The organism is Chitinophagales bacterium (assembly GCA_019694975.1).
Taxonomy (GTDB): domain Bacteria; phylum Bacteroidota; class Bacteroidia; order Chitinophagales; family UBA10324; genus JACCZZ01.
In genome coordinates, this window is record JAIBAY010000001.1 from 20,624 (window position 1) to 42,257 (window position 21,634).

Below are 21,634 nucleotides of genomic sequence, written 5' to 3' on the forward strand. Positions count from 1 at the left end.
TTCAATACATAAAAAGTCAACCCTTTCAGCACGCTTGTGCTGAAAGGTTTTTTTTGCTTAAGCGTCGGCCGACTGAATCATCTGAGCCGGTAAATTTTTTGCCGGCTTCAGGCCTAATGTTTTCATTTTTTCAGCCCTGCGAATCAGGTTGCCCGAACCGGAATGCAATTTATGCACGGCATCATCATGATATTTCCTGGCCTCTTCCAGTTTTTGTCCTGTCATCAGCATGTCTTCCACAAATCCAACGAGTTTTTCATAGAGTGCAGCGCCCTGCCGTGCGATTTCTTCGGCATTCCTGTTTTGATATGTTTGTTTCCACATGCCTGCAACGGTTTTCAGATTGGCCCAAACCGTTGTCGGGCTTACGATGGCAATATTGCGTTCCCATGCATACTGAAAGATAGCTGCATCAGCCTGCACGGCAGCGCTGAAGGCGGCTTCACTCCAAAGGAACAGGAACACAAAATCAGGCACCTGCAACCCGTCAGCAGTATGGTAATTCTTCTCACTTAAAAGCCGGATATGATTTTTAACCGACAGCACGTGCTGCCTGACATAATGCGACCGGGCTGTTTCGTCAGTCGCATGCATGGCCTGTTCATATGCAGTTAAAGAAACCTTTGCATCAATAATCAGGTGTCTGCCGTCGGGAAGAAATATCACAGCGTCCGGTTGAATGGCACGTCCATCAGCATTTTTCGTTGCATGCTGCAATGTATAATCACGGCCTTTGCCGAGGCCTGACTGTTCGAGAATTCTTTCCAAAATCAGTTCGCCCCAGTTGCCTTGCAACTTCTGATCACCTTTGAGGGCTTTGGCCAGGTTACCGGCTTCCTCCGACAACTGCCTGTTCAATTCAAACAATCCCCTGATCTCTGTTTTCAGGCTGACCTTCTCCCGCAACTCCCGGTCATAGGTCTCTTCCACCTTCTTCTCAAAATTCCTGATTTTCTCACCGAGCGGTAAAAGCAGATCGTGCAGATTGCTTTTATTCTGTTCGGTGAATCTCGCAGATTTTTCTTCCAAAATTTCATTCGCCAGGTTGCGGAAAGCAACCGTCAGTCTTTGTTGTGCTGCTTCAGCTTCCGACTGTTGCATGGCGATCTTTTGGGTGAGATGCTCTACTGCTGAATCTGACCTGGAAAGGTCGGCAATCAGCAAATGAATGGCTTTCTCCTTTTCGCGTATGGTCGATTCCAATTGCTGACGGTATTGTACCTGTTCCGCATTTCTGTTTTCGGCGATATTTTTTTGCAGTGCCATAGAAGCCAGTTGATGGGCAGTAGTAAACCTGGCTGCGAGGTAGCCCAGGAGGCATCCAACTGAAACAGCGAGTGTGATGATCAGTATTTCCATAGATGTATTCGGTTTTGTGAGAAGAAACAGCAGATCAGTCCAATGATGGATGACTATCAGGAAATGGTGCATTAAGAAGACAGCATGACCTTACAACTGTCAATGACAGCATATTAAACGCAGCAATCATGATTTCAGGTATTCCAGATCTGCCAGCTTTTCTCAGCCTGCAGTTGCAGCATCTCCAGGCCATTCTTTATATTGGCCTGTTGCAATTTTCCCCGTTGAAGGAACAGGGTTTCTTCCGGGTTGTAAACCAGGTCGAATAATATATGAGCAGGTGTGATCTTTTCATAAGGAATATCCGGAGCCGCATCTACGTTGGGATACATGCCGGCCGGCGTGGTATTCACAATTATTTTGCTCCGGCTGATCTGATTGCCTGCTTCCGCATAACTGATTTCCCCGGGATGAGCTGGGTTGCGTGAAACAAACTGATAACTGATTCCCATCTTTCTGAAACTCCATGCAACTGCCTTGGAACTGCCGCCTGTGCCCAATATCAAAGCGTGATGATGTTGCGTTTCGAGCATTGGTGTGATGGAATGCATAAAGCCATAGACATCTGTATTATACCCTTTCATCCTTCCTCCGGCAATCCTGATTGTGTTGACGGCACCGATTTCACGCGCTGTATCATCCAGTTCATGCAGGTATTGCATCACAGATTCTTTATAGGGAATGGTGACATTCAACCCCACCAGTGTTTTTTCAGATTGCAGCAACGCAGGAAATTCATCGATTGCGCTCATCGGATAATTTTCATATACACAATCCGCGATATGCTCTCGCTCAAACTTGCCGCTGAAATATTTTTTAGAAAAGGAATGGGTAAGCGGATAACCGATGAGACCGTAGTGTTTCAAGGTGGCGGGGAATAAGTCGTTAGTCGAGAGTCGATATTTGGAAGTAGTCTATTGGCTAGTATTATCCTATGAAGAAGTTGTCAAGAGAAATCAGGTATCAATGCAGAATTTCTACTATTGACTATTGACCATTGACTCCTGATCCTTAAGCGCAGCCAGTCGCATTGATCTAATCACTTCTTATTCAGAAAATACACCATCGTATCTCCTCTCAGGCCAACCCGCAGCGTCTCTAAAGGAATAACTTCATTGGCAGGAATATTACCAAGGTTCACATCAGTGCCGACCAGTTTGATAAAAAATACCTGTTGCGCTTTGTTGGGTGCTTCCCATAAAATTTTCTCCACCGGAATCTGCGTCAGAATTTCATCCACCAACCCTTCCCGTACTTCACCTGTTCCGCGATAGATGCCAACATTACCACCTTCCCTGGCTTCTGCAATCACCTTCCATGCACCGGCCTCAATTTCTTCCTTCATCAGTTGAATCCATTTATAAGGTGGGATGATCTTCTCGGCGTCTTTAGATCCCACTTCCGACAGCACTACCCTGCTCTTGGCAAGCGTGCGAATAAGGTTGCATTTAATATCATGCGGAATTTCCAGCGAGCCATCGGACACTTCTGCATACTCAATTCCATACTTGTCCAGTATTTTCTGATATTCATCGAAAGCATCATGGGCATAGAACCATTCCATCAGGCTGCCGCCGAAATAAACCGGAATTTTCGCCTCCTTGTAAACGGCAAGTTTTTCTTTCAGGTTGGGCGTAACAGCGGATGTGCCGAATCCCAGTTTCACGAGGTCAACATAAGGACCTGCAATTGAAAGAAAATTTTCCACTTCACGGGCACTTAAACCCTTATCCATTACCATGGTAAGACCATTACTGCGCGGCTTCGTGGCACGGGCAGGCAACCTGTCTAACAAAAATTGCATAGGTGATTATTTATACTGTTCCACTATAGAAGAAACCACAGCGTCTTCCCTTAAATCAGGCGCGAATTTATACAACAATTTATGTTTTGAATAATGAGCGCTCAATCCCTCTTCCAGCCAGGCCAGCGCTTCGCGCCGTTCACCCACCCTCAGGAGGCATACCGAACGCAAGAAAGCATAAGAAGCCACAGGGCCTTTTTCCAGTGCTGCAAAATCCATCAATTGCATGGCATCTTCATAACACTCCAGGTCAATAAGGTAACCTACGAGTTTTTCATAATCGCTCTTGCGTTTGTAACGCTGATTGAGCGCCATCACTGACTGGCAGGCAAAGATGAATGGATCAATCTCGCCCAGGTTATAAAATCCCTGCGCCATACCCATCAGGTAATTGATATTGTCCGGCATCAGGCGCAATGCCTTTTTATAAAAGTGTACTGCATTAGTCCATGCTTTTTCTTTTCGGAATGTTTCACCGATACGGAAAAAAGCATCGCAGTATTTCGGATCCACGGAAATGGCTTTGCGGTAATAGCTGCGTGATTTGCCGTACTCTCTCAGCTTTTCATAGCAGATACCGATGGAATAATAAAGTTCTTCATAAGGCTTGGAGAATTCAATGGCCTTCTGAAACTGCTCAATCGCCTTAGTATATTGTTTCAGCTTATAGTAAGCTTCTCCGCAATCGCGGTAAGCGAGGTCGCAGGATTCGTTGATGACGGTCACGAATTCATACGCTTCTATTGCTTTTTCAAACAGCCCTGTATCAAAATATGCATGTCCCAGGTTGTGCCATGCAAGGTAACTGTAAGGATTGTTGTCGATAATCGTGTTATGCAGTGTGATGCTTTCTTCATGCCTGCCCGCCAGTTCCACACAATACCACATCCTGCTCAGGGCTTCTTCATTCTCCTGGTTGATTTCCAGCACTTTTTTCAGGCAATCAAAAACTGCATCGTACCGGTCCCAGTCTTCATAAGCATCTGCCATTTCGAGATACAGCTCTTCACGGTCTGCCGCATCACAGATACGGATGGCAGCTTCCAGCATATCCACGGCATGCTGATGCTGATTACGTTCGAGGTAGATATCGGAACGAAGGATATACAAACCGATGTCAGACGGATCCATCGCTTCTGCCTGGTCAATCAGTTCGAGCGCTTGCTTGTACTTTTTGAAATAGATAAGAAGGCTTGCCTTTTTCGTGAAAAACCATGGCGAATAAGGATGTTGTGCAATGGCAACATCCATTACATGAATGGCTTTCTTCCATTGCTCCTTCTGTTCATAGAAATTAACTATTTGCTCAAACGTACTTACATCAAAAAAACAGGCGTCCTGGTTGCGAACCATTTCTTCGAACCGGTCGACGGATGTCCGTATATCAACGGGCAATGACTCATCAGATTCTCTATCTTCCATCATCACTGATTTAACGGCCCGTACCGGGCATGAGGCTAATTTACAAAAAACAAAACACGACCCTCTTCATCTTTTCCACAGCGGCAAAGTTGAAACAAATTTCATTAACGGTCTTTACAGAAAAGATTTTAGTAAGAATTGCTTTCATAATGATTCAGCATAACCGATGTTTGTGTGCAGTCCGCAAAAAGGAATGTATACTGACTATGACCTGCAGCCGGATTAAAATATTTTTCTTGCCTGTGCTTTTATGCAGTTGCCTTTTCGGTTTTGCAGCGACTGCTGATTCTGCCTGGCAACAGCAGGTGAATTACCGGATTGATGTGACACTCGATGACAGCCAGCATAATTTAACAGGCAACATCACTATTGAATATATCAATCATTCACCTGATACCCTCCACTTTATCTGGTTTCATCTTTGGCCAAACGCCTATAAAAACAATAACACCGCTTTCGCAAAGCAGGAATTGGAAAATGGCAGCACTGAGTTTTACTATGCGCCGCCTTCTGACCGTGGTTATATTGATCAACTCGATTTCAGGATTGACGGTCACACCGCAGCAACAACCGCTGACCCTCTTCACGAAGACATTACTAAGCTTCTATTGCCTGCACCGTTGTTGCCGGACAGCAGCATCACCATTACCACACCTTTTCATATAAAAATTCCGAAAACTTTTTCACGCTTTGGCCATGTCGGCCAGTCATACCAGGTAACACAATGGTATCCGAAACCGGCAGTGTATGACCGTTACGGATGGCATCAGATGCCCTACCTTGACCAGGGTGAGTTTTATTCGGAATTCGGTTCCTTCCGGGTTTCCATCACACTGCCTGAAAATTATGTGGTGGGCGCAACGGGCACATTACTCAATGATGCGGAAAACAAATGGCTTGATTCATTGGCAGCAGCAAACAGGATCCAATTTGAGGACGGGAAGCAAGGCATTGCCGAACAGCCCGCTTCACCTTTTGCCGGCGATAAGCCACAAAACAACTTTCCGGCTTCTTCACCTGCAACAAAGACGCTGCTTTACATAGCAGATCATGTGCACGACTTCGCCTGGTTTGCCGATAAACGATACCATGTGATGAAAAGCAAGGTAATGCTGCCCGGAAAAAATACACCCGTCACCACATGGGCGTTATTTCTTGATCAGCATGCAGCACAGTGGAAGCATGCCATTCATTTTGTTGATTCATCGGTACTCTATTATTCGAAGTGGATAGGTGACTATCCTTACCCGCAGGCCACGGCAGTAGAAGGCGCACTACAGGCCGGCGACGGAATGGAATATCCCATGATTACGGTAGTGAGCGGCGGCTTCGGCACCAAAAAATCACTGGAGACCGTGATTGCCCATGAAGTAGGCCATAATTGGTTGTATGGCATTCTTGCTTTCAATGAACGCGAACATCCGTGGATGGACGAAGGCATCAATTCCTACTATGAAAACAGGTATGTGGAAACAAGGTATCCCCAACAGGGCCTTGTTCCCAACCTGCTCGCACAACCATTCGATCTCACATCCTACCGGCGCGGCTATCAGAACTACCTGTTGTATGTTTTCCAGGCTTACCGCCATGAAGATCAGCCCATGGATATTAATGCAGCGGATTTCACGACGCTCAACTACGCAGGCATCGTGTATGCCAAAACCGCGGTGGCGTTTCAATACCTGGCTGCTTATTTAGGAATAGAAAATTATGATGCGCTCATGCATCAGTTTTATGAAACATGGGCCTTCCGGCATCCCTACCCGGAAGACCTGCAGCATTTTTTTGAATGCAACACTCATAAAGAACTGGATTGGTTTTTCAATCAGTCAATAAAAACGGCTGCATACCTCGACTACAAACTGGTATATATCGGCGACACCACCCAAATCGGCAGCAGCATCTACCGCAAGCTGACGGTCAGGAATAAAGCAGCTGTCAAAGGGCCTTATTCGATTACAGCTTTAAAAAATAACCTGCCGGCTGTTGCAATGTGGTATGGCGGTTTTAACGGCAAGATGGAAGTGCTTTTTCCCGATGGAGATTATGATGCCTTCCGTATTGATCAGAACGCAGATATGCCGGAAGTGAACAGGAAGAATAACACAGTGCGCACATCCGGCTTGTTACCGAATGCAGAAAAACTGAGGTTGCAATGGTTGGGCAGTTTAGACAATCCGCAACGTACGCAGCTTTTTTTTACTCCTACTATCGGCTGGAACAATTACGACAAAGCATGGCTTGGCCTTGCATTGTATAATACCTTCCTGCCTGATAAGCCTTTGAGTTTTGTCGTGATGCCTGCTTATGCCACCGGCAGTAATCAACTGACCGGACTCGGTGAAGTGAACCTGCAACTCTTTCCCGCATCATCTTTATTTCATCGCATCGATATCACTTCGTCTGCCAAATCTTTTCACTATGCCGGTGATTCATTTTACGGCGCGGAAGGTAACCGGGAATACCGGTTTATGAAATTCATGCAACAACTGCAGCTGGGCATACGCAAGAAGACGGCGCGCAGCCTCATAAACCAGGCGATAACTTTCAGAAACATTTACCTGTTAACAGAAATGCCGGAATATTTTACTGCTACCGATAAATACAATCATCAGTTGTTTAATCAGCTCACTTATGTTTTGCAGCATAAAAGGGCAATACAACCCTTTGCACTTTCCATTTCCCTGGAAGAAGGAACCAATGAAGGCCATTCCTTTTACCTGAAGTCATCATTTACGGGCGACTACACCTTCACCTATCCCCGCAAGAAAACCGGTTTCCAACTCCGGTTCTTTGCAGGCGTGATGATCGCATCACCGGAGGAACTCGTAGCGGCGGATTTTCATCTTGGTCCCACCACTGGTACAAAAGATTATCTCTTTGATGAAGTTTATTTGGGCAGAACAGAAACCTCCGGATTTTTATCGCAACAGGTGGCGATTACAGAAGGCGGATTCAAGATGCGTACCGATGGAGTGCAACCTGAATTGGGAAGGTCCGATACATGGATTACGGCGCTCAACGTTAAACTCCCTCTGCCTTTCTTCACACCGCTCTTCGCATTTGGTGATGCCGGCATCGCGCCTGATAACATCAACTTTAAATCATTTCAGTTTGATGCGGGCATTGGTCTGACCCTGGTTCCCGGCATCGTGGAAGTATATTGCCCATTGCTGTTTTCCAACGACATAAAAATGAATCTGAACAGCACTGAATTTTATGATGCATGGTACGAACGCATTTCATTTACGTTCAACATCAACCGGCTGCATCCTTTCAAAATCATGCGTAGCATTTCGCTATGAGCTATTCTGGCTGCGGACTATCCGATTATTTTTTCCGCCAGGGAAGAAAAACAAAAAACAGATACACCAGCGCGCAAAAGGTAGTGAAGTAAATATTCGACCATGGCACTCTGCCGCCATCGTATCCGCCCAGTTTCACCACAATAATAAAAATGAGGTAAGCAATGATCAAATAGCCCACAATCCTGGCCAGAAGCGATTCATGAAATGGTTTGATATCCTTCATTTACGGCTAAAATAATGTCTTTGGAATACTCATTCACCGGAAGGCATGGTTGGGACTCAATTTCGACTTTTTCTACAATTGGTCTCTCCGCCAACGGTGTTAAACCTCCCATTTGTCATCACTGCAATTCAAATTAATGATTCAGATAATCATACAAATATTGATTTTGACTCCTATGCACGTGTCTTCAGAAACGTGTATGTTTTTTTATCAAAACGTGACGAGAACCTGATCAGCGGATGCTCTCAGTCTCCCGGAATTCTACCATACTACTCCTGCCTATTCTTAATTTTCGCGCGTATTACATAATTGCGGGCGAAGATGTTCTATTTTTACACCCGAAAAGTATTCCATAATCCTTGTCCATCATGTCAACAAAAGTATCTACCGGTTTTCTCAAAAAACTAAAACTGAAATCCATTTCATCCGGCGCTTCCACAGGAACAGACTGGCTGAAAACAACAGGCGAAACACTTGAATCCTATTCACCGGCTGACGGAAAGCTGATCGGCAAAATACGGCTTGCTTCCCGTACTGATTATGAAGTGGTGGTGGCCACGGCGGAAAAGGCATTTCGTGAATGGCGCACGATTCCCGCCCCCAAACGCGGAGAGGTGGTGCGGCAGATCGGAGATGAACTTCGCAAAAACAAAGAAGCACTTGGTGCATTGGTTTCCTATGAGATGGGCAAAAGCCTTCAGGAAGGGTTGGGCGAAGTGCAGGAGATGATTGACATCTGCGACTTCGCCGTCGGACTATCCCGCCAATTGTATGGATTAACCATGCACAGTGAACGACCGAATCACCGCATGTATGAACAGTGGCATCCATTGGGCATCATCGGTGTCATCTCGGCATTCAACTTTCCGGTAGCCGTGTGGTCGTGGAATGCCATGATCGCACTGGTTTGCGGCGATGTGGTAGTTTGGAAACCTTCTTCAAAAGTCATGTTATGTGCTGTGGCTACACAGCAGATTATTGCATCGGTGCTAAAAAGGAACCAGGTGCCCGAAGGTGTGCTGTGCCTTGTAGCCGGAAGTTCATCCGAAGTGGGTGATGTGATGCTGGAGGATAAACGCGTTCCACTGATTTCCGCCACGGGTTCCACGCGCGTCGGCATCCGCGTGGCGCAAAAAGTGGGCGAACGCCTCGGCCGTTCCATTCTTGAACTGGGCGGCAACAATGCCATCATCATATCCCAGCATGCCAATCTCGATCTGGCCATCCGTGCTGTGGCCTTTGGCGCCGTGGGCACGGCAGGGCAACGTTGCACAACCACCAGAAGGCTGATTATTCATGAAAAAGTGTATGATGAGGTGAAGAAGCGGCTCTTGAAAGTATACAGTCAGCTTACAATTGGCAATCCGCTTGATCCGGACAATCATGTGGGGCCGCTGATTGATAAAAAAGCTGTGGATGATTTTTTAAATGCCATTGAAAAGGTAAAAGCACAGGGCGGGAAAATCCTGATTGGCGGCAATGTGAAACAAGGCAAAGGTTTCAGCACCGGCTGTTATGTGGAACCCTGCATTGCTGAAGTGAAGGAAAATCTTGCCATCGTCAAGCATGAAACCTTCGCCCCTTTGCTGTATATCATGAAGTACAAGACCATGGAAGAGGCCATCCACCTGCACAATGATGTACCGCAGGGATTGTCATCCGCCATCTTTACGGAAAACATGATGGAGATGGAACACTTCCTCTCCATTGCCGGAAGCGACTGCGGCATTGCAAATGTAAATATCGGTACCAGCGGGGCGGAAATTGGTGGTGCCTTCGGCGGTGAAAAAGAAACCGGTGGCGGCCGTGAATCAGGCAGCGACAGCTGGAAGGCCTATATGCGCCGCCAAACCAATACCATAAACTATGGCAAATCATTGCCATTGGCGCAGGGGATTAAGTTTGATGTGTAGTGTTTTGACAGTTTTGCTTTAGTATCGTTAGCATGGATTTAATTCCAATCCGGAGTGATTGAGAAGGGATTAATAATCCTTCGGGGTTGCTATGATTAGGGGCAATTTTTCTATAATCATATCATCCCTTTGGGATCTAGTTCACGGTTAGCATCTTTGCCGAACTTATTAATGTTTCAAAAAAAATACTTTTCACCTTTGTTGTTTTAATGCCCAGCGTTAACTGCAAACGCCAGCAAGAGAATTACTTCAGACAAAGTTGGTGGTTTCCTTTCTCTGTAACATTGTGGCTGGAACTATATAACCACAAAGAGAACGGAGGGAGAACCTGTTAATCCGGATTTGTTTCCAATCCGGACATGCTGAGAAGAGGATTTTTAATCCTCTCTGTAGCTGCCATTCTACGACGCAATCATTAATCAACTTTCCCCTTACCTTTGCCGCCTATGATTTCAATCAATGGCATTTCTGTTTTTCACGGCGGCGAAGCGCTTTTCGAGGATGTTTCTTTTTTCATAAACGATAAAGACCGTATCGGTCTCGTGGGCCGGAACGGTGCAGGAAAGTCGACGCTGATGAAAATACTGGCAGGAAACAATAATCCTGACACCGGCAGCATATCTTATCCCAAAGAGTTTACACGGGGTTACCTTTCACAGGAACTTAATTTTCATGGTAATAAAACCGTACTGGCAGAGACGGAAACTGCCTTCCGCGAAATAAAAGCCCTGGAGAAAAGATACGATGACCTGACCGACCGTGTCAGTCATCATGCAAGCCATGAAGCGCCAGACTACATGGATCTGCTCACGGAATGGCATGATGTAGGCCACCGGCTCGAAATACTTGGCATCGGGAAGTTAGAAGAACAGATGGAGCGCATCCTGACCGGCCTTGGATTTTCCCGCACCGACTTTTCAAGAAGCGTAGCTGAATTCAGCGGCGGCTGGCAGATGCGGATTGAACTGGCAAAACTGTTGCTGCAGAAACCTGATTTGCTGTTATTGGATGAGCCGACAAATCACCTTGATATTGAAGCCATCATCTGGCTGGAGGAATTTTTACAGGATTACGAAGGTGCCGTGTTGCTGGTTTCACACGACCGCGCTTTTCTTGATCGCGTCACCAACCGAACCATTGAAATCATCAACCGCAACATAGATGATTACCCTGCCTCCTATTCCAAATTTGTGGAGCTGCGGAAAGAACGCCGCGATCACCTGATGGCGCAGAAAAAAAACCAGGACAGGGAAATCAGGCAGACTGAAGTACTGATTGAGAAATTCCGCTATAAAGCATCGAAAGCAAAGTTTGCTCAATCACTGATCAAGCAGCTCGACCGTACCGAACGTATTGAAGTGGATGATGAAGATAATTCGTCGATACGTTTTCGTTTTCCCGAAGGGCCACGTTCCGGCCAGTTGGTGTTTGAAGCAAAACATGTTGCCAAACGTTACGGCCATAAGGTGATCTTGAAAGACATCACGTTTCATGTAAACCGCGGCGACCGTATTGCCTTTGTAGGCAAAAACGGAGAAGGGAAAACGACGATGGCAAAAATCATGGTGGGCGAAGAACCTGCAGACGGTGAAGTATCGCCAGGTTATAATGTAAAGATTGGTTTCTACGCTCAGCACCAGGCCGATCGCCTGGATGGCGATGAAACCGTTTTCCGGACGATTGATAAGATTGCGTCTTCTGACATGAGTTCGCGTGTCCGCAGTTTGCTGGGCGCCTTTCTTTTCCGTGGTGATGATGTCGATAAAAAAGTAAAAGTGCTTTCAGGAGGAGAAAAATCAAGGCTGGCACTTGCAAAATTACTACTCGAACCGGTGAATTGCCTGGTACTGGATGAGCCTACCAATCACCTCGACATGCGTTCGAAAGAAGTGCTGAAAGAAGCGCTTAACAATTATGCCGGTACACTGATTGTCGTTTCACATGATCGCGATTTCCTCGACGGGCTGGTGAATAAGATATTCTATTTTAAGGATCATCATATCAGGGAATACCTTGGTGGCGTATATGACTTTCTTGAATCGCAGAAGACGGCTTCCTTTCGCGAACTGGAATTGTCGAGGGGATTATCACCTGCAGCCGGCAAAACAGTAACTGCGGAAAAACCGAGGACAAACAACACCGAGGGTGATAAACAAAAACAAAAAGAACTGAAAAAACTGGAACGGCAGGTAGCCGATGCGGAAAAGAAAATTGCGGAACTGGAATCAAACATAGCACATCTTGAAATCAAGCTTTCTAAACCGGAATCACTCAGTGCCAGTGAATCGAAAGAAATTTATTCGCACTATGATAAACATAAAGTGCAACTCTCGGAGGAAATGAGCCGTTGGGAAAAGTTAGGCGCAGAAGTGGAACGGCTCAGGAATAATTAGCAGCCATCTCAAAATACCTTGAGTCATCCTATACTTGTCTCAGGATCTCTTCCTATTAAAAAGATGCGGAAATAAATTCGGCAGGACCGCCTTGTTTGAGCATAACGGTATCGTTTAGACATGATGACCTCTTGAGACCTGACAGCCATATTCCCACATCACCCATACGATACAGTGAAAGATTCTTGATGCTGCGAGGCAACACAGATGAAGCGCATCATGCCTGATTCATGAGAACTTTTAAAATACAGTATTAATCATTTACAAGCAGCTGTATACCCTGAACCTGGATCCTTAAAATATTTGGCCCATGGCTAAAAGCCGCCACCTCCATTTCGTATTGGAACGGTGTTTGCAAAAGCAGCCACTGTACTAAATCCAAATGTTATGTACAGGTTCGCTAAAATGTTTGCAATACTTGTTGTGATAACAACGAGTTTGTGGATCACTCCACCCAAAGCTTCAGCGCAGGTGTCAGTCAGTTTTCAGTTGTTTTATGATCAGCTCAGTCCTTACGGTTCATGGGTTAGCTATCCAAATTATGGCTATGTCTGGCTGCCAAATGCCGGTCCCGGCTTCAGCCCATATGCAACCGCAGGGCATTGGGTTTTTACGGAATACGGATGGACGTGGGTTTCAGATTATGCCTGGGGATGGGCCGCTTTTCACTACGGTCGCTGGATGTTTGATCCATATTACGGATGGCTGTGGGTACCAGACAATGTATGGGGACCGGCCTGGGTGGTGTGGAGATCGAATGCAAATTATTATGGATGGGCACCGTTAGGCCCGGGTATCAGCATTAATATGGCATTTGGACCGGGCTATTACATTCCGAATGACTGGTGGGTATTTGCACCCTGCTCTCACATCAACAGGCGCGATGTCTACAACTACTACGCACCGCGAACTAACAATATCACCATCATCAACAATACCACCATCATTAACCGAACCTATGTTGATGAGCGGCAGCGCACCACGTATTCCTATGGCCCCGACCGGGATGGCGCTCAAAAAGCTACCGGCAGCACCATCAGCCCGCTCGCTATCAGGAACCGCGCTACACCCGGTGAAAGCGTAAGCGGCGGACAACTCAGCATCTATAAACCGCGCGTTGAGGCGGATGCTACGGGAGGGATCAAAGCTGCTCCTAAGAAAGTTACTGATCTGAAAACAGTGAGGAAGAGTGAACCAATCCGGGATCACACCTCACAGCAGCAGCATGAAAAAAGTTCGACCGTGGTGGTAAAACCGGTTCCGCCGGCTAAACAGGTGCAGGTGAAAAAGTATGAACAAAAACCTGTGGACATCAAAACTAAAGGTACAGGCAATGATGTGTCACCTAAACAGGTACCGAAGGAAAACAATACACAACCCAAGCAGCAAAGCATGCGGAATACCGTCAGTACCACTACCGTTGCCGGCGCAAAACCACGAAGCACACCGGCAACAACTGATAGCCGCAAAAAACAGGAAACAGTTATCGATCATTCGAAACGCAGCACCACAAGTGAAGAAAAAGATGATGTGAGAGTAGCTGCAGCCAAAAATCCTGAAAAGAAAGTAATGAATGCATCAGAATTAAAATCATCCTCACAGGTTGCAACTGTAAAAAGATTGCCGGCTGAAAAAAATTGGAAATGAGCGGTAAGCAGTGGTGACAGGAAGATAGGCCGCAGGGTCAGCATGAAAACAGGCACAGATCCTTCAGCATTCTCCGGAAAGGTTTCAGCACTCACTGAAACCTTTCCTGCTTGTTGATGGCCAAACACCAGACTTCCGTAAATGAACAGCAATCAAAGTCATCAGTGCATGGCAACAGATTTGTCGCTCATATTTTAATGCAATGACAATGCTTCGCAGTGCTTCCGGTAACCTATGATACATTGAACAGAAGCGAAGAACAGTTATTTTCGTACTATTCGAATCTTCAATTATCAGATGCACATCGTTATTATTGGAAACGGTATTTCCGGCATTACTGCGGCAAGACATATCCGCAAAGGCAGCGATTTTCGTATCACCGTCATTTCAAAAGAAAGTGAATATTTTTTTTCCCGTACGGCACTTATGTATGTCTATATGGGTCATATGAAGTTTGAACATACAAAACCGTATGAAGACTGGTTTTGGAAAAAGAACCGGATAGACCTGATGCATGATGAAATCACGCAAGTGGACATACAAGGCAAATCGCTGATTCTGCATTCCGGTAAGATGATTGCTTATGATAAGCTGATCATAGCCTGTGGTTCCAGTTCAAGAAAATCCGGTTTACCCGGCGAAGATTTAAAAGGGGTACAGGGCCTGTACTCCAAACAGGATCTTGAAAGCATGGAAATTAACACGAAAAATATCAATCATGCAGTGATAGCAGGTGGAGGGTTGATTGGTATAGAGATGGTTGAAATGCTGACTTCACGGAATATACCGGTCACTTTCCTCGTACGCGAAAAACACTATTGGGAATCGGTATTGCCATATGAAGAATCGATGATGGTCAGCAAGCATATTATGGCAAGAAAAATTGACCTGAAACACAATACAAGACTAAAGGAAATATTGCCGGATCAGCAGGGACGCGTGAAAGGAATCGTTACTGACCAAAATGAAACCATAGCCTGTAGCTTTGTGGGAATTGCCATTGGCGTGGCACCTGCCATCGACTTCTTAAAAGGCAGTGGCATTGCCTGCAGGCGTGGCGTGCTGGTGAATAAATTTCTTGAAACCAATGTGCCGGATGTGTATGCCATTGGAGATTGCGCTGAGTTCACCGAACGGCTCCCCTACCGGAAACATATCGAGCAGGTTTGGTATACAGGTAGAATAATGGGCGAAACGGTAGCTGCTACCATATATAACAAGGCTACGGCATATAGCCCGGGCATATGGTTTAACTCAGCAAAATTTTTTGATTTGGAATACCAGACTTACGGCTGGGTTTTCCCCAGGCTCTTAAAAGAAGAACTGACATTTCACTGGGCAAATGCTGAAGCAAATGCAAGCCTTCGCATCAACTTTCAGCATGATACGCATGCCATAAACGGGGTAATGACTTTGGGGATGCGGATGCGGCAGGATACATTTAATCAATGGATTGCGGAGAAGAAAACACTGGAATACGTTCTCGAACATTTGCCGGAAGCCAACTTCGATCCTGAGTTTTACCGGCAGCATGAACAGTCCATCATCAATCATTTCAATAACACCTTTGCGGGAAATGCTTTGCAGCTGAAATCAAAGCGCGGACCAAGCAGGAATACAGTTAACCCAACCTATTCAACAGGAGCATGAAAAAAACAGCAGGAAGATCAGGAATCGCAATAGTGCTGGCTGCCCTGTTAATGTTTGCAGGAAGTTATTACGGAAGCACGTTTCAGCTCACCCCGGAAATTCTCAGGCAGACCATCACAGACACCACGCACCTGCAACAGCTGGAACCTGCCGTAACACCGATGCTGCACAATAAATATGCAACCGCATTTTCATTCGCTAATGATTACAAGAAAGTTGTTGCAGCGGTGAATACAAAAAACCGTGATGAGCAACATTGGAATAAAATAATTTATACCGACTATACTTTTAACCTCACAAAAAATTCGGCGGGCGGATGGATCACTGCAAATAATAAATGGTTGATGTTGCTGATTGCGCTCTGCATCTTATGCGGATCGCTGATGTATATCATTCCAAAATATGCAAACGGTGCCGCAGGCATTCACAACAACGGCATTTATTTCAACTCTTTTAATGTGCGCGGCTGGCTGGGCATTTTAACAGGCAGCACGCTGATCCTGTTTTATATGCTGCTTTACTGGTTTCCTTACTATATCACCAACTGGGTTATACTGGTTGACCCGCTCAGCAGGATGCTCAGCGGTCATGAAGCCAGTCAGTGGTTTCTCTATGGTTTGCTTTATACGATAGCGGTAATCTTCATGGGTATCCGTATGCTGCTCAAATACCGCCACAATCCTTATCAGCAAATCCGTACCTGTTCGGTGATGTTTTTTCAAACGGCCTTCGCCTTCATCATTCCGGAAATACTGGTATCATTGAATAAACCCTGGTACGATTTCAAAAACATCTGGCCGCTTAACTACAGTTTCTTCTACGACTACAGCCTGAAAAACATGATGCAAGCCGGCACCATCGGTTGGTTTATGCTGATCTGGGGAATTGCACTTATCATCATAGCCGTGCCGGTGCTATCCTATTTCTATGGCAAACGCTGGTATTGCTCGTGGGTCTGCGGCTGTGGCGGACTCGCCGAAACGCTGGGCGATCCATTCAGGCAACTGTCCGACAAATCACTGAGGGCATGGAAAACCGAACGTTGGATGATTCATGGTGTTTTGGTTTTCGCCGTCGTGATGACGGGCGCGACACTGATCAATTTTTTTTCTGATTACAAGCTGCTGGGCAATGCCACCAATAACCTCCATCAGTGGTACGGTTTCCTGATTGGTTCTGTATTTTCAGGAGTCGTGGGCACCGGATTTTACCCGCTGATGGGCAACCGCGTCTGGTGCAGGTTTGGTTGTCCGCTGGCTGCCTGGTTAGGTATGATGCAACGTTTCAAATCCAGGTTCAGGATCACCACCAACGGCGGACAATGTATCTCCTGCGGAAATTGTTCCACCTATTGTGAGATGGGCATTGATGTGCGCTCCTATGCGCAGCGCGGTGAAAATATCGTACGGTCATCCTGCGTGGGATGTGGCATCTGTGCCGCAGTGTGTCCGCGCGGCGTGCTCCGGCTGGAGAATGGTCCGGAAGAAGGCAGGATAAAAGTTGATGTGTCGGCGTGAGATTGTTTTCGAATGAATTGATCATTAGATCTGCAGTCATCACCATCATATGCGATGAAGTGTAAGCAATGATTACTTACCAGGGCTCCGTATCGAAGTGATTTTTTTTCGCGGGTTTATGTTTGCTGCCGGTTGCAGCGTCTCCCTTTCTGCTGCGTGCCTTTTGCAACGACTGCCTTCTGCGATTGTTTCTTGCTTGTTTCTCTATGATATTGACTTCCTGCTTCCCGGCATTTTTTTTCGCATCTATGGCAGCCTTCAGCCGCAAGGCGAGTTCCTTTTTTTCTTTTTTGGTCATGATACAATCTATTTTGATGATTGTATTTTAACCAATAACATGAACAATCAAAAACAGATTTTCACAATCAGTTTGCCACAAGGTGCCGGTATTGCGCATGATATGAACCGGTTTCAATCAGTGGATGGTTTTCTTTCCGGCAGATAAAATGATTGGTCGCATCACCCCATTTTTCACTGCCAATCCTGCGCATGGGCACTAAAACAGCCGTCATAATTTATCTACCTTCGCCAGCCTATTCATCATGAGCGGGAAATTAATTGTCATTACCGCGCCATCAGGCGCAGGAAAAACCACGATCGCCAGGCACCTGCTGGAAAGTTACCCCATGCTTGAGTTTTCCGTTTCCGCCACTACCCGCAAGCGGCGACCGGATGAAGTGCATGGTAAGGATTATTATTTTCTGACGGAAGAGCAATTCAGGCAGCGCATCAGCAACGAATCATTTGTTGAGTGGGAAGAAGTTTATAAGGGAGTTTATTACGGCACCCTCCACGACGAGGTGGAAGCTATCTGGAAAGCAGGAAAGGATGTCTTGTTTGATGTAGATGTGAAAGGCGCCATGAGCCTGAAAAAAAAGTACGGCGACAAGGCGCTCACCCTTTTCATTAAGCCGCCTTCCATTGAAGTATTAACGGAGCGCTTACGAAGCAGGGCTACAGAAACGCAGGAACGCATTGATGAACGGATTGCGAAAGCAGCCTACGAATTACAGTTTGAAAGTTACTTTGATGAAACCATCGTTAATGATGCATTGCCGGAGACATTGCAACAGGCAATGCTGATCACTGACCGTTTTTTATTTTCATGATCCTGCGTTCTCAGAAATCAATCTGAACAAGGCTCACGCTGCCATCCGGTGTAGCCGTTTCATCGTATACGGTACCATATGCGGGATGATAAACCCGCAGGTAATAATAATCTTCCTTAAGGCCGGTGAAAACGGCGAGGCCGGCCGAATCACTGTTGCGGACGGCAACCATCTCTGTACTGTTGTCGCGGTCATCTTCCGTAGAATACAACTCCGCAGTCGCTCCGCTTATTGGAATATAAACAAGTTGCCCGTTAACTCCTCCCTGCAGCAGGTTAACACTTACCCTGATGGTTGCATTGTGCATATGCAACAGCACATCTTCGGGTTCATGCTGCTCACAGGCAACGGTCAGTGTTATCATCAGCATCAGCAAAACGAAGGGTCGCATAAAAAACTGAATAGTCATGTAAATTTACTACTATTGAATACAAATGAACGGCACTGCTATAAAGCACAAACAGATGCCGGCATTATCATTGAAGACCGTTCATTACAGCAGTGAATTAAATTATTGCATTTAGGGTAAAGTTCATGATCTTTACGCAACAGTTATAACGGATAAATTTCAATTTCATGAAGTTATATTTTACACTTCTTTTTTTCCTTTTTGCCGGAAAGCTGAGCGGGCAAACACCAACTATTGAGTGGGCAAAATGTTATGGTGGCAGCAATAACGACCGCGCCTATTCCGCCATTCAAACAAGTGATGGAGGTTACCTGATCTGCGGGTTCACGAATTCTACCGACGGTGATGTTACGGCCAATCACGGCAGTTCCGACGGATGGCTGGTGAAAACCAATCCTGATGGTTCTATCCTCTGGCAAAAGTCCTATGGTGGTTCCAATGCCGATATCTTCCGCTCAGTTGCTGTCAGCAGTTCAGGCTATGTGGTATGCGGTGAAACTGCATCAGATGATGGTGATGTTAGCTTCAATCATGGTCAGAAAGATTTCTGGGTTGTCGGCGTTGGCATAACAGGCAACCTCATCTGGGAAAAAACCTATGGAGGAAGCAATGATGATTTTGCCTATGACCTGGCTGTGTCTGACAGCGGCTACTTTGTGATTGGTCAGACTTATTCTACCGATGGAGATGTGACCGGTTACAAGGCAAATGGTGATGCATGGCTGATATCCATCAATCAAACAGGAAACCTGATTGATCAAAAAGCGAAAGGCGGACAGGACGAAGATGCTTACACCGCGCTGATACCTGTCTTGTCAGGTGGATTCCTCGTTGGCGGCTATACATATTCTAATGATGGCAATGTGCAGGGCCTTAATCACGGTGGTTCAGATGCCTGGCTGGTGAAAGTGGGCAAGACCGGCAATTTTCAATGGACGCAATGTTATGGTGACACCAGCAATGACGGACTTACAGAACTGACGGAAAACGGATCCGGAAATTACGTGATATCAGGATGGATTACCGAAGCGGCCAATCAGAATGCCTGGATCTTCAGCACTGACCTGAATGGTGTATTTCTTTCAGGCGACAGCTACGGAGGCGATGACAAGGAATACGGCGGTGCGATCTTCAGAAACGTGGTGAACCGTTACATCTCCGTTCCATCCTCATCTTCTGCAGTTTCCGGTGATTTAACGTGTCATATAGGAAGCGATGATATCTGGATGATAGAAACTGAAACTGCAGGAACGCTCAACTGGCAGTTGTGCCTTGGCGGCACTTCCGTCGACCGGAGCACCAGCTGCCTGCTCACTGCTGATACCAGTTACCTGGTCACCGGCTACACCAATTCTACCGATGAGAATGTTACCGGCAACCATGGAAGCTATGACTGGTGGGTAGTGAAACTTGCTCCCACGTGTGCTTCCTATGCTTCTTTCACTTATGCAGTAGACGGATTTACGGTTACATTCGACAACAACTCTGAAAACAGTACCGAATGGTTCTGGACTTTCGGCGACGGCAACACATCAGGACAGAAACATCCGGTTCATACCTATGCCGCAACCGGTGTCTATGAAGTTTGCCTCATCTCAAAAACCACCAACTGCCTGCCTGATACCTTGTGCTCTGTAATCCATATCTGTGGGGCACCCGCTTCAGCCTCATTCTCTTATACACTTGATAACGGAACAGCCACCTTCAGCAATGCATCCACCAATGCCGGCATCTGGCAATGGGACTTTGGTGACGGCAGCACATCATCATCAGAAAATCCGGAACACACGTTCCTCAACAACGGTAACTACCAGGTATGCCTTACCGCTATTGATGAAGGTTGTTCTGAAAGCACTTATTGCGAGAATGTTACAGTCTGTGTGGCGCCTACCTTGTCGCTGTTTGAATACACCATTGACGGCGGTCTCGTATCCTTTGTCAATACCTCTCCATCATCAGAAAGCTGGTTCTGGACTTTTGGCGATGGAAGCACTTCCACGGAAGAAAACCCGCAATATGCTTATTCCGTCAGCGACACCTACGATGTTTGCCTCGTAGTGACAGACGCCTGCGGATCAGATACCAGTTGTCAGACCATTGAGATCTGCGTACCGCCTGCTGCGGGATTCAGCTACTTCACCACCGGCAGTTTCACTTTTAACTTTATCGATGAATCACTGTATACGGACCAGTGGATATGGATGTTTGGTGACGGTGACTTTTCTACCAATAGCAATCCTGTTCATACTTATGATTTCGGTGGCACCTATGAAGTGTGCCTGGTCGCAAAAAATGATTGCGGCAATGATACTAGTTGCCAGGTAATTGTAATCGAATGCCCTGCTTTTGAATCGGGATTTTCTTTCACACAATCCATTGATACCGTCTTTTTCTCTGATCAGTCTTCTGCCACTGCCAACTCATGGGCATGGTATTTTGATGACGGCAATATTTCCATGCAGCAAAATCCTGTGCACATTTATGCTGAAGACGGTATCTACAATGTTTGTATGGCGGTAACTGACGGATGCACGCAGGATACGGTCTGCCATAAGGTAACCGTGGTGGGTGTATTTACAGAAGAACCAACATCAGCCAATGAACTTCAGCTTTTCCCCAACCCGATGCATGCAACAACTACAATCCGGTTCATGCTCGCCACTGCATCGCCGGTAAGTATTTCACTGATAAGTACAGCAGGAATAAAAAGGAACATCATCAGTAATGAGCGCTTTGATGCCGGCGAACATACTCTCGATTTCGCCAGGAATAACCTTGCTGCAGGGGTGTACCTGTTACAAGTTCAATTAAAAGACAGTGTCATGTTGCGCAAACTTGTACTCGACGTAGAGTAAGGTGGAACCAGTCGCGGATCGTTTA

Annotated in this window: 16 protein-coding genes; 8 read left to right on the top strand and 8 right to left on the bottom strand. The window is 46.2% G+C overall.

The genetic code is table 11. The annotated features are described in order from the left end of the window. Positions 1-57: 57 nt before the first annotated feature. The 4 genes from rmuC to K1X61_00090 form a co-directional block, all read right to left on the bottom strand. Positions 58-1,359, bottom strand: a complete 1,302-nt coding sequence (gene rmuC, locus K1X61_00075; protein ID MBX7107019.1) for a DNA recombination protein RmuC — start codon at positions 1,357-1,359, stop codon at positions 58-60. Between the two features lie 134 nt (positions 1,360-1,493). Next, positions 1,494-2,225: a shikimate dehydrogenase gene (locus K1X61_00080; protein ID MBX7107020.1), complete on the bottom strand. Its 732-nt coding sequence runs from the start codon at positions 2,223-2,225 to the stop codon at positions 1,494-1,496. Between the two features lie 173 nt (positions 2,226-2,398). After that, positions 2,399-3,163, bottom strand: coding sequence for a phosphosulfolactate synthase (locus K1X61_00085; GenBank protein MBX7107021.1), 765 nt, complete (start codon positions 3,161-3,163; stop codon positions 2,399-2,401). A 6-nt stretch (positions 3,164-3,169) separates the two neighbouring features. Further along, the gene (locus K1X61_00090) at positions 3,170-4,585 is read right to left on the bottom strand and encodes a tetratricopeptide repeat protein (protein ID MBX7107022.1); all 1,416 of its coding nucleotides are present in this window, start codon (positions 4,583-4,585) and stop codon (positions 3,170-3,172) included. A 236-nt stretch (positions 4,586-4,821) separates the two neighbouring features. On the opposite strand from K1X61_00090, the gene K1X61_00095 reads away from it, so the two are divergent. Beyond that, positions 4,822-7,890 (top strand): M1 family metallopeptidase, encoded by a 3,069-nt coding sequence (locus K1X61_00095; protein ID MBX7107023.1) that lies wholly within the window; start codon positions 4,822-4,824, stop codon positions 7,888-7,890. A 25-nt stretch (positions 7,891-7,915) separates the two neighbouring features. On the opposite strand, the gene K1X61_00100 is transcribed toward K1X61_00095, so the two are convergent. Next, positions 7,916-8,116 (bottom strand): hypothetical protein, encoded by a 201-nt coding sequence (locus K1X61_00100; protein MBX7107024.1) that lies wholly within the window; start codon positions 8,114-8,116, stop codon positions 7,916-7,918. A gap of 368 nt (positions 8,117-8,484) precedes the next feature. Between K1X61_00100 and K1X61_00105 the strand changes: the two genes are divergently transcribed. The 5 genes from K1X61_00105 to K1X61_00125 all read left to right on the top strand — a co-directional run bounded on the left by K1X61_00105 (position 8,485) and on the right by K1X61_00125 (position 17,236). Then, on the top strand, positions 8,485-10,029 hold the full coding sequence (locus K1X61_00105) for an aldehyde dehydrogenase family protein (GenBank protein ID MBX7107025.1): 1,545 nt from the start codon (positions 8,485-8,487) through the stop codon (positions 10,027-10,029). A gap of 446 nt (positions 10,030-10,475) precedes the next feature. After that, positions 10,476-12,422 carry an ABC-F family ATP-binding cassette domain-containing protein gene (locus tag K1X61_00110; GenBank protein ID MBX7107026.1) on the top strand — a complete coding sequence of 649 codons (1,947 nt, stop codon included), beginning with the start codon at positions 10,476-10,478 and terminating at the stop codon, positions 12,420-12,422. 387 nt (positions 12,423-12,809) lie between these two features. After that, positions 12,810-14,069, top strand: coding sequence for a hypothetical protein (locus K1X61_00115; GenBank protein ID MBX7107027.1), 1,260 nt, complete (start codon positions 12,810-12,812; stop codon positions 14,067-14,069). Positions 14,070-14,366: 297 nt separating this feature from the next. Then, entirely contained in the window at positions 14,367-15,719 is a 1,353-nt protein-coding gene (locus K1X61_00120; GenBank protein MBX7107028.1) for an FAD-dependent oxidoreductase, read from the top strand. After that, entirely contained in the window at positions 15,716-17,236 is a 1,521-nt protein-coding gene (locus K1X61_00125; GenBank protein MBX7107029.1) for a 4Fe-4S binding protein, read from the top strand. Before K1X61_00120 ends, K1X61_00125 begins: the two co-directional genes overlap by 4 nt. 76 nt (positions 17,237-17,312) lie before the next feature. Here K1X61_00125 and K1X61_00130 read toward each other — a convergent pair whose 3' ends face one another. Together K1X61_00130 and K1X61_00135 are read right to left on the bottom strand one after the other, a co-directional pair. Beyond that, entirely contained in the window at positions 17,313-17,534 is a 222-nt protein-coding gene (locus K1X61_00130) for a hypothetical protein (protein ID MBX7107030.1), read from the bottom strand. 67 nt (positions 17,535-17,601) lie between these two features. Beyond that, positions 17,602-17,748 (bottom strand): hypothetical protein, encoded by a 147-nt coding sequence (locus K1X61_00135; GenBank protein MBX7107031.1) that lies wholly within the window; start codon positions 17,746-17,748, stop codon positions 17,602-17,604. Between the two features lie 30 nt (positions 17,749-17,778). Here K1X61_00135 and gmk point away from each other — a divergent pair, with 30 nt between their 5' ends. Then, positions 17,779-18,345 carry a guanylate kinase gene (gmk, locus tag K1X61_00140; protein ID MBX7107032.1) on the top strand — a complete coding sequence of 189 codons (567 nt, stop codon included), beginning with the start codon at positions 17,779-17,781 and terminating at the stop codon, positions 18,343-18,345. Positions 18,346-18,355: 10 nt separating this feature from the next. Here the strand turns inward: gmk and K1X61_00145 are convergent, their stop codons facing one another. Next, a complete protein-coding gene (locus K1X61_00145; protein MBX7107033.1) occupies positions 18,356-18,754 on the bottom strand; it encodes a hypothetical protein in 399 nt (132 codons plus the stop codon). Positions 18,755-18,921: 167 nt separating this feature from the next. Between K1X61_00145 and K1X61_00150 the strand changes: the two genes are divergently transcribed. Further along, entirely contained in the window at positions 18,922-21,609 is a 2,688-nt protein-coding gene (locus K1X61_00150) for a PKD domain-containing protein (protein ID MBX7107034.1), read from the top strand. Positions 21,610-21,634 lie beyond the last annotated feature (25 nt).

Coding starts and splice junctions, on each gene's coding strand:
- rmuC (MBX7107019.1), bottom strand. CDS start 1,359: ATGGAAATACTGATCATCACACTCGCTGTTTCAGTTGGATGCCTCCTG.
- K1X61_00085 (MBX7107021.1), bottom strand. CDS start 3,163: ATGCAATTTTTGTTAGACAGGTTGCCTGCCCGTGCCACGAAGCCGCGC.
- K1X61_00090 (MBX7107022.1), bottom strand. CDS start 4,585: ATGGAAGATAGAGAATCTGATGAGTCATTGCCCGTTGATATACGGACA.
- K1X61_00100 (MBX7107024.1), bottom strand. CDS start 8,116: ATGAAGGATATCAAACCATTTCATGAATCGCTTCTGGCCAGGATTGTG.
- K1X61_00105 (MBX7107025.1), top strand. CDS start 8,485: ATGTCAACAAAAGTATCTACCGGTTTTCTCAAAAAACTAAAACTGAAA.
- K1X61_00110 (MBX7107026.1), top strand. CDS start 10,476: ATGATTTCAATCAATGGCATTTCTGTTTTTCACGGCGGCGAAGCGCTT.
- K1X61_00115 (MBX7107027.1), top strand. CDS start 12,810: ATGTACAGGTTCGCTAAAATGTTTGCAATACTTGTTGTGATAACAACG.
- K1X61_00120 (MBX7107028.1), top strand. CDS start 14,367: ATGCACATCGTTATTATTGGAAACGGTATTTCCGGCATTACTGCGGCA.
- K1X61_00125 (MBX7107029.1), top strand. CDS start 15,716: ATGAAAAAAACAGCAGGAAGATCAGGAATCGCAATAGTGCTGGCTGCC.
- K1X61_00130 (MBX7107030.1), bottom strand. CDS start 17,534: ATGACCAAAAAAGAAAAAAAGGAACTCGCCTTGCGGCTGAAGGCTGCC.
- K1X61_00135 (MBX7107031.1), bottom strand. CDS start 17,748: ATGACGGCTGTTTTAGTGCCCATGCGCAGGATTGGCAGTGAAAAATGG.
- gmk (MBX7107032.1), top strand. CDS start 17,779: ATGAGCGGGAAATTAATTGTCATTACCGCGCCATCAGGCGCAGGAAAA.
- K1X61_00145 (MBX7107033.1), bottom strand. CDS start 18,754: ATGACTATTCAGTTTTTTATGCGACCCTTCGTTTTGCTGATGCTGATG.
- K1X61_00150 (MBX7107034.1), top strand. CDS start 18,922: ATGAAGTTATATTTTACACTTCTTTTTTTCCTTTTTGCCGGAAAGCTG.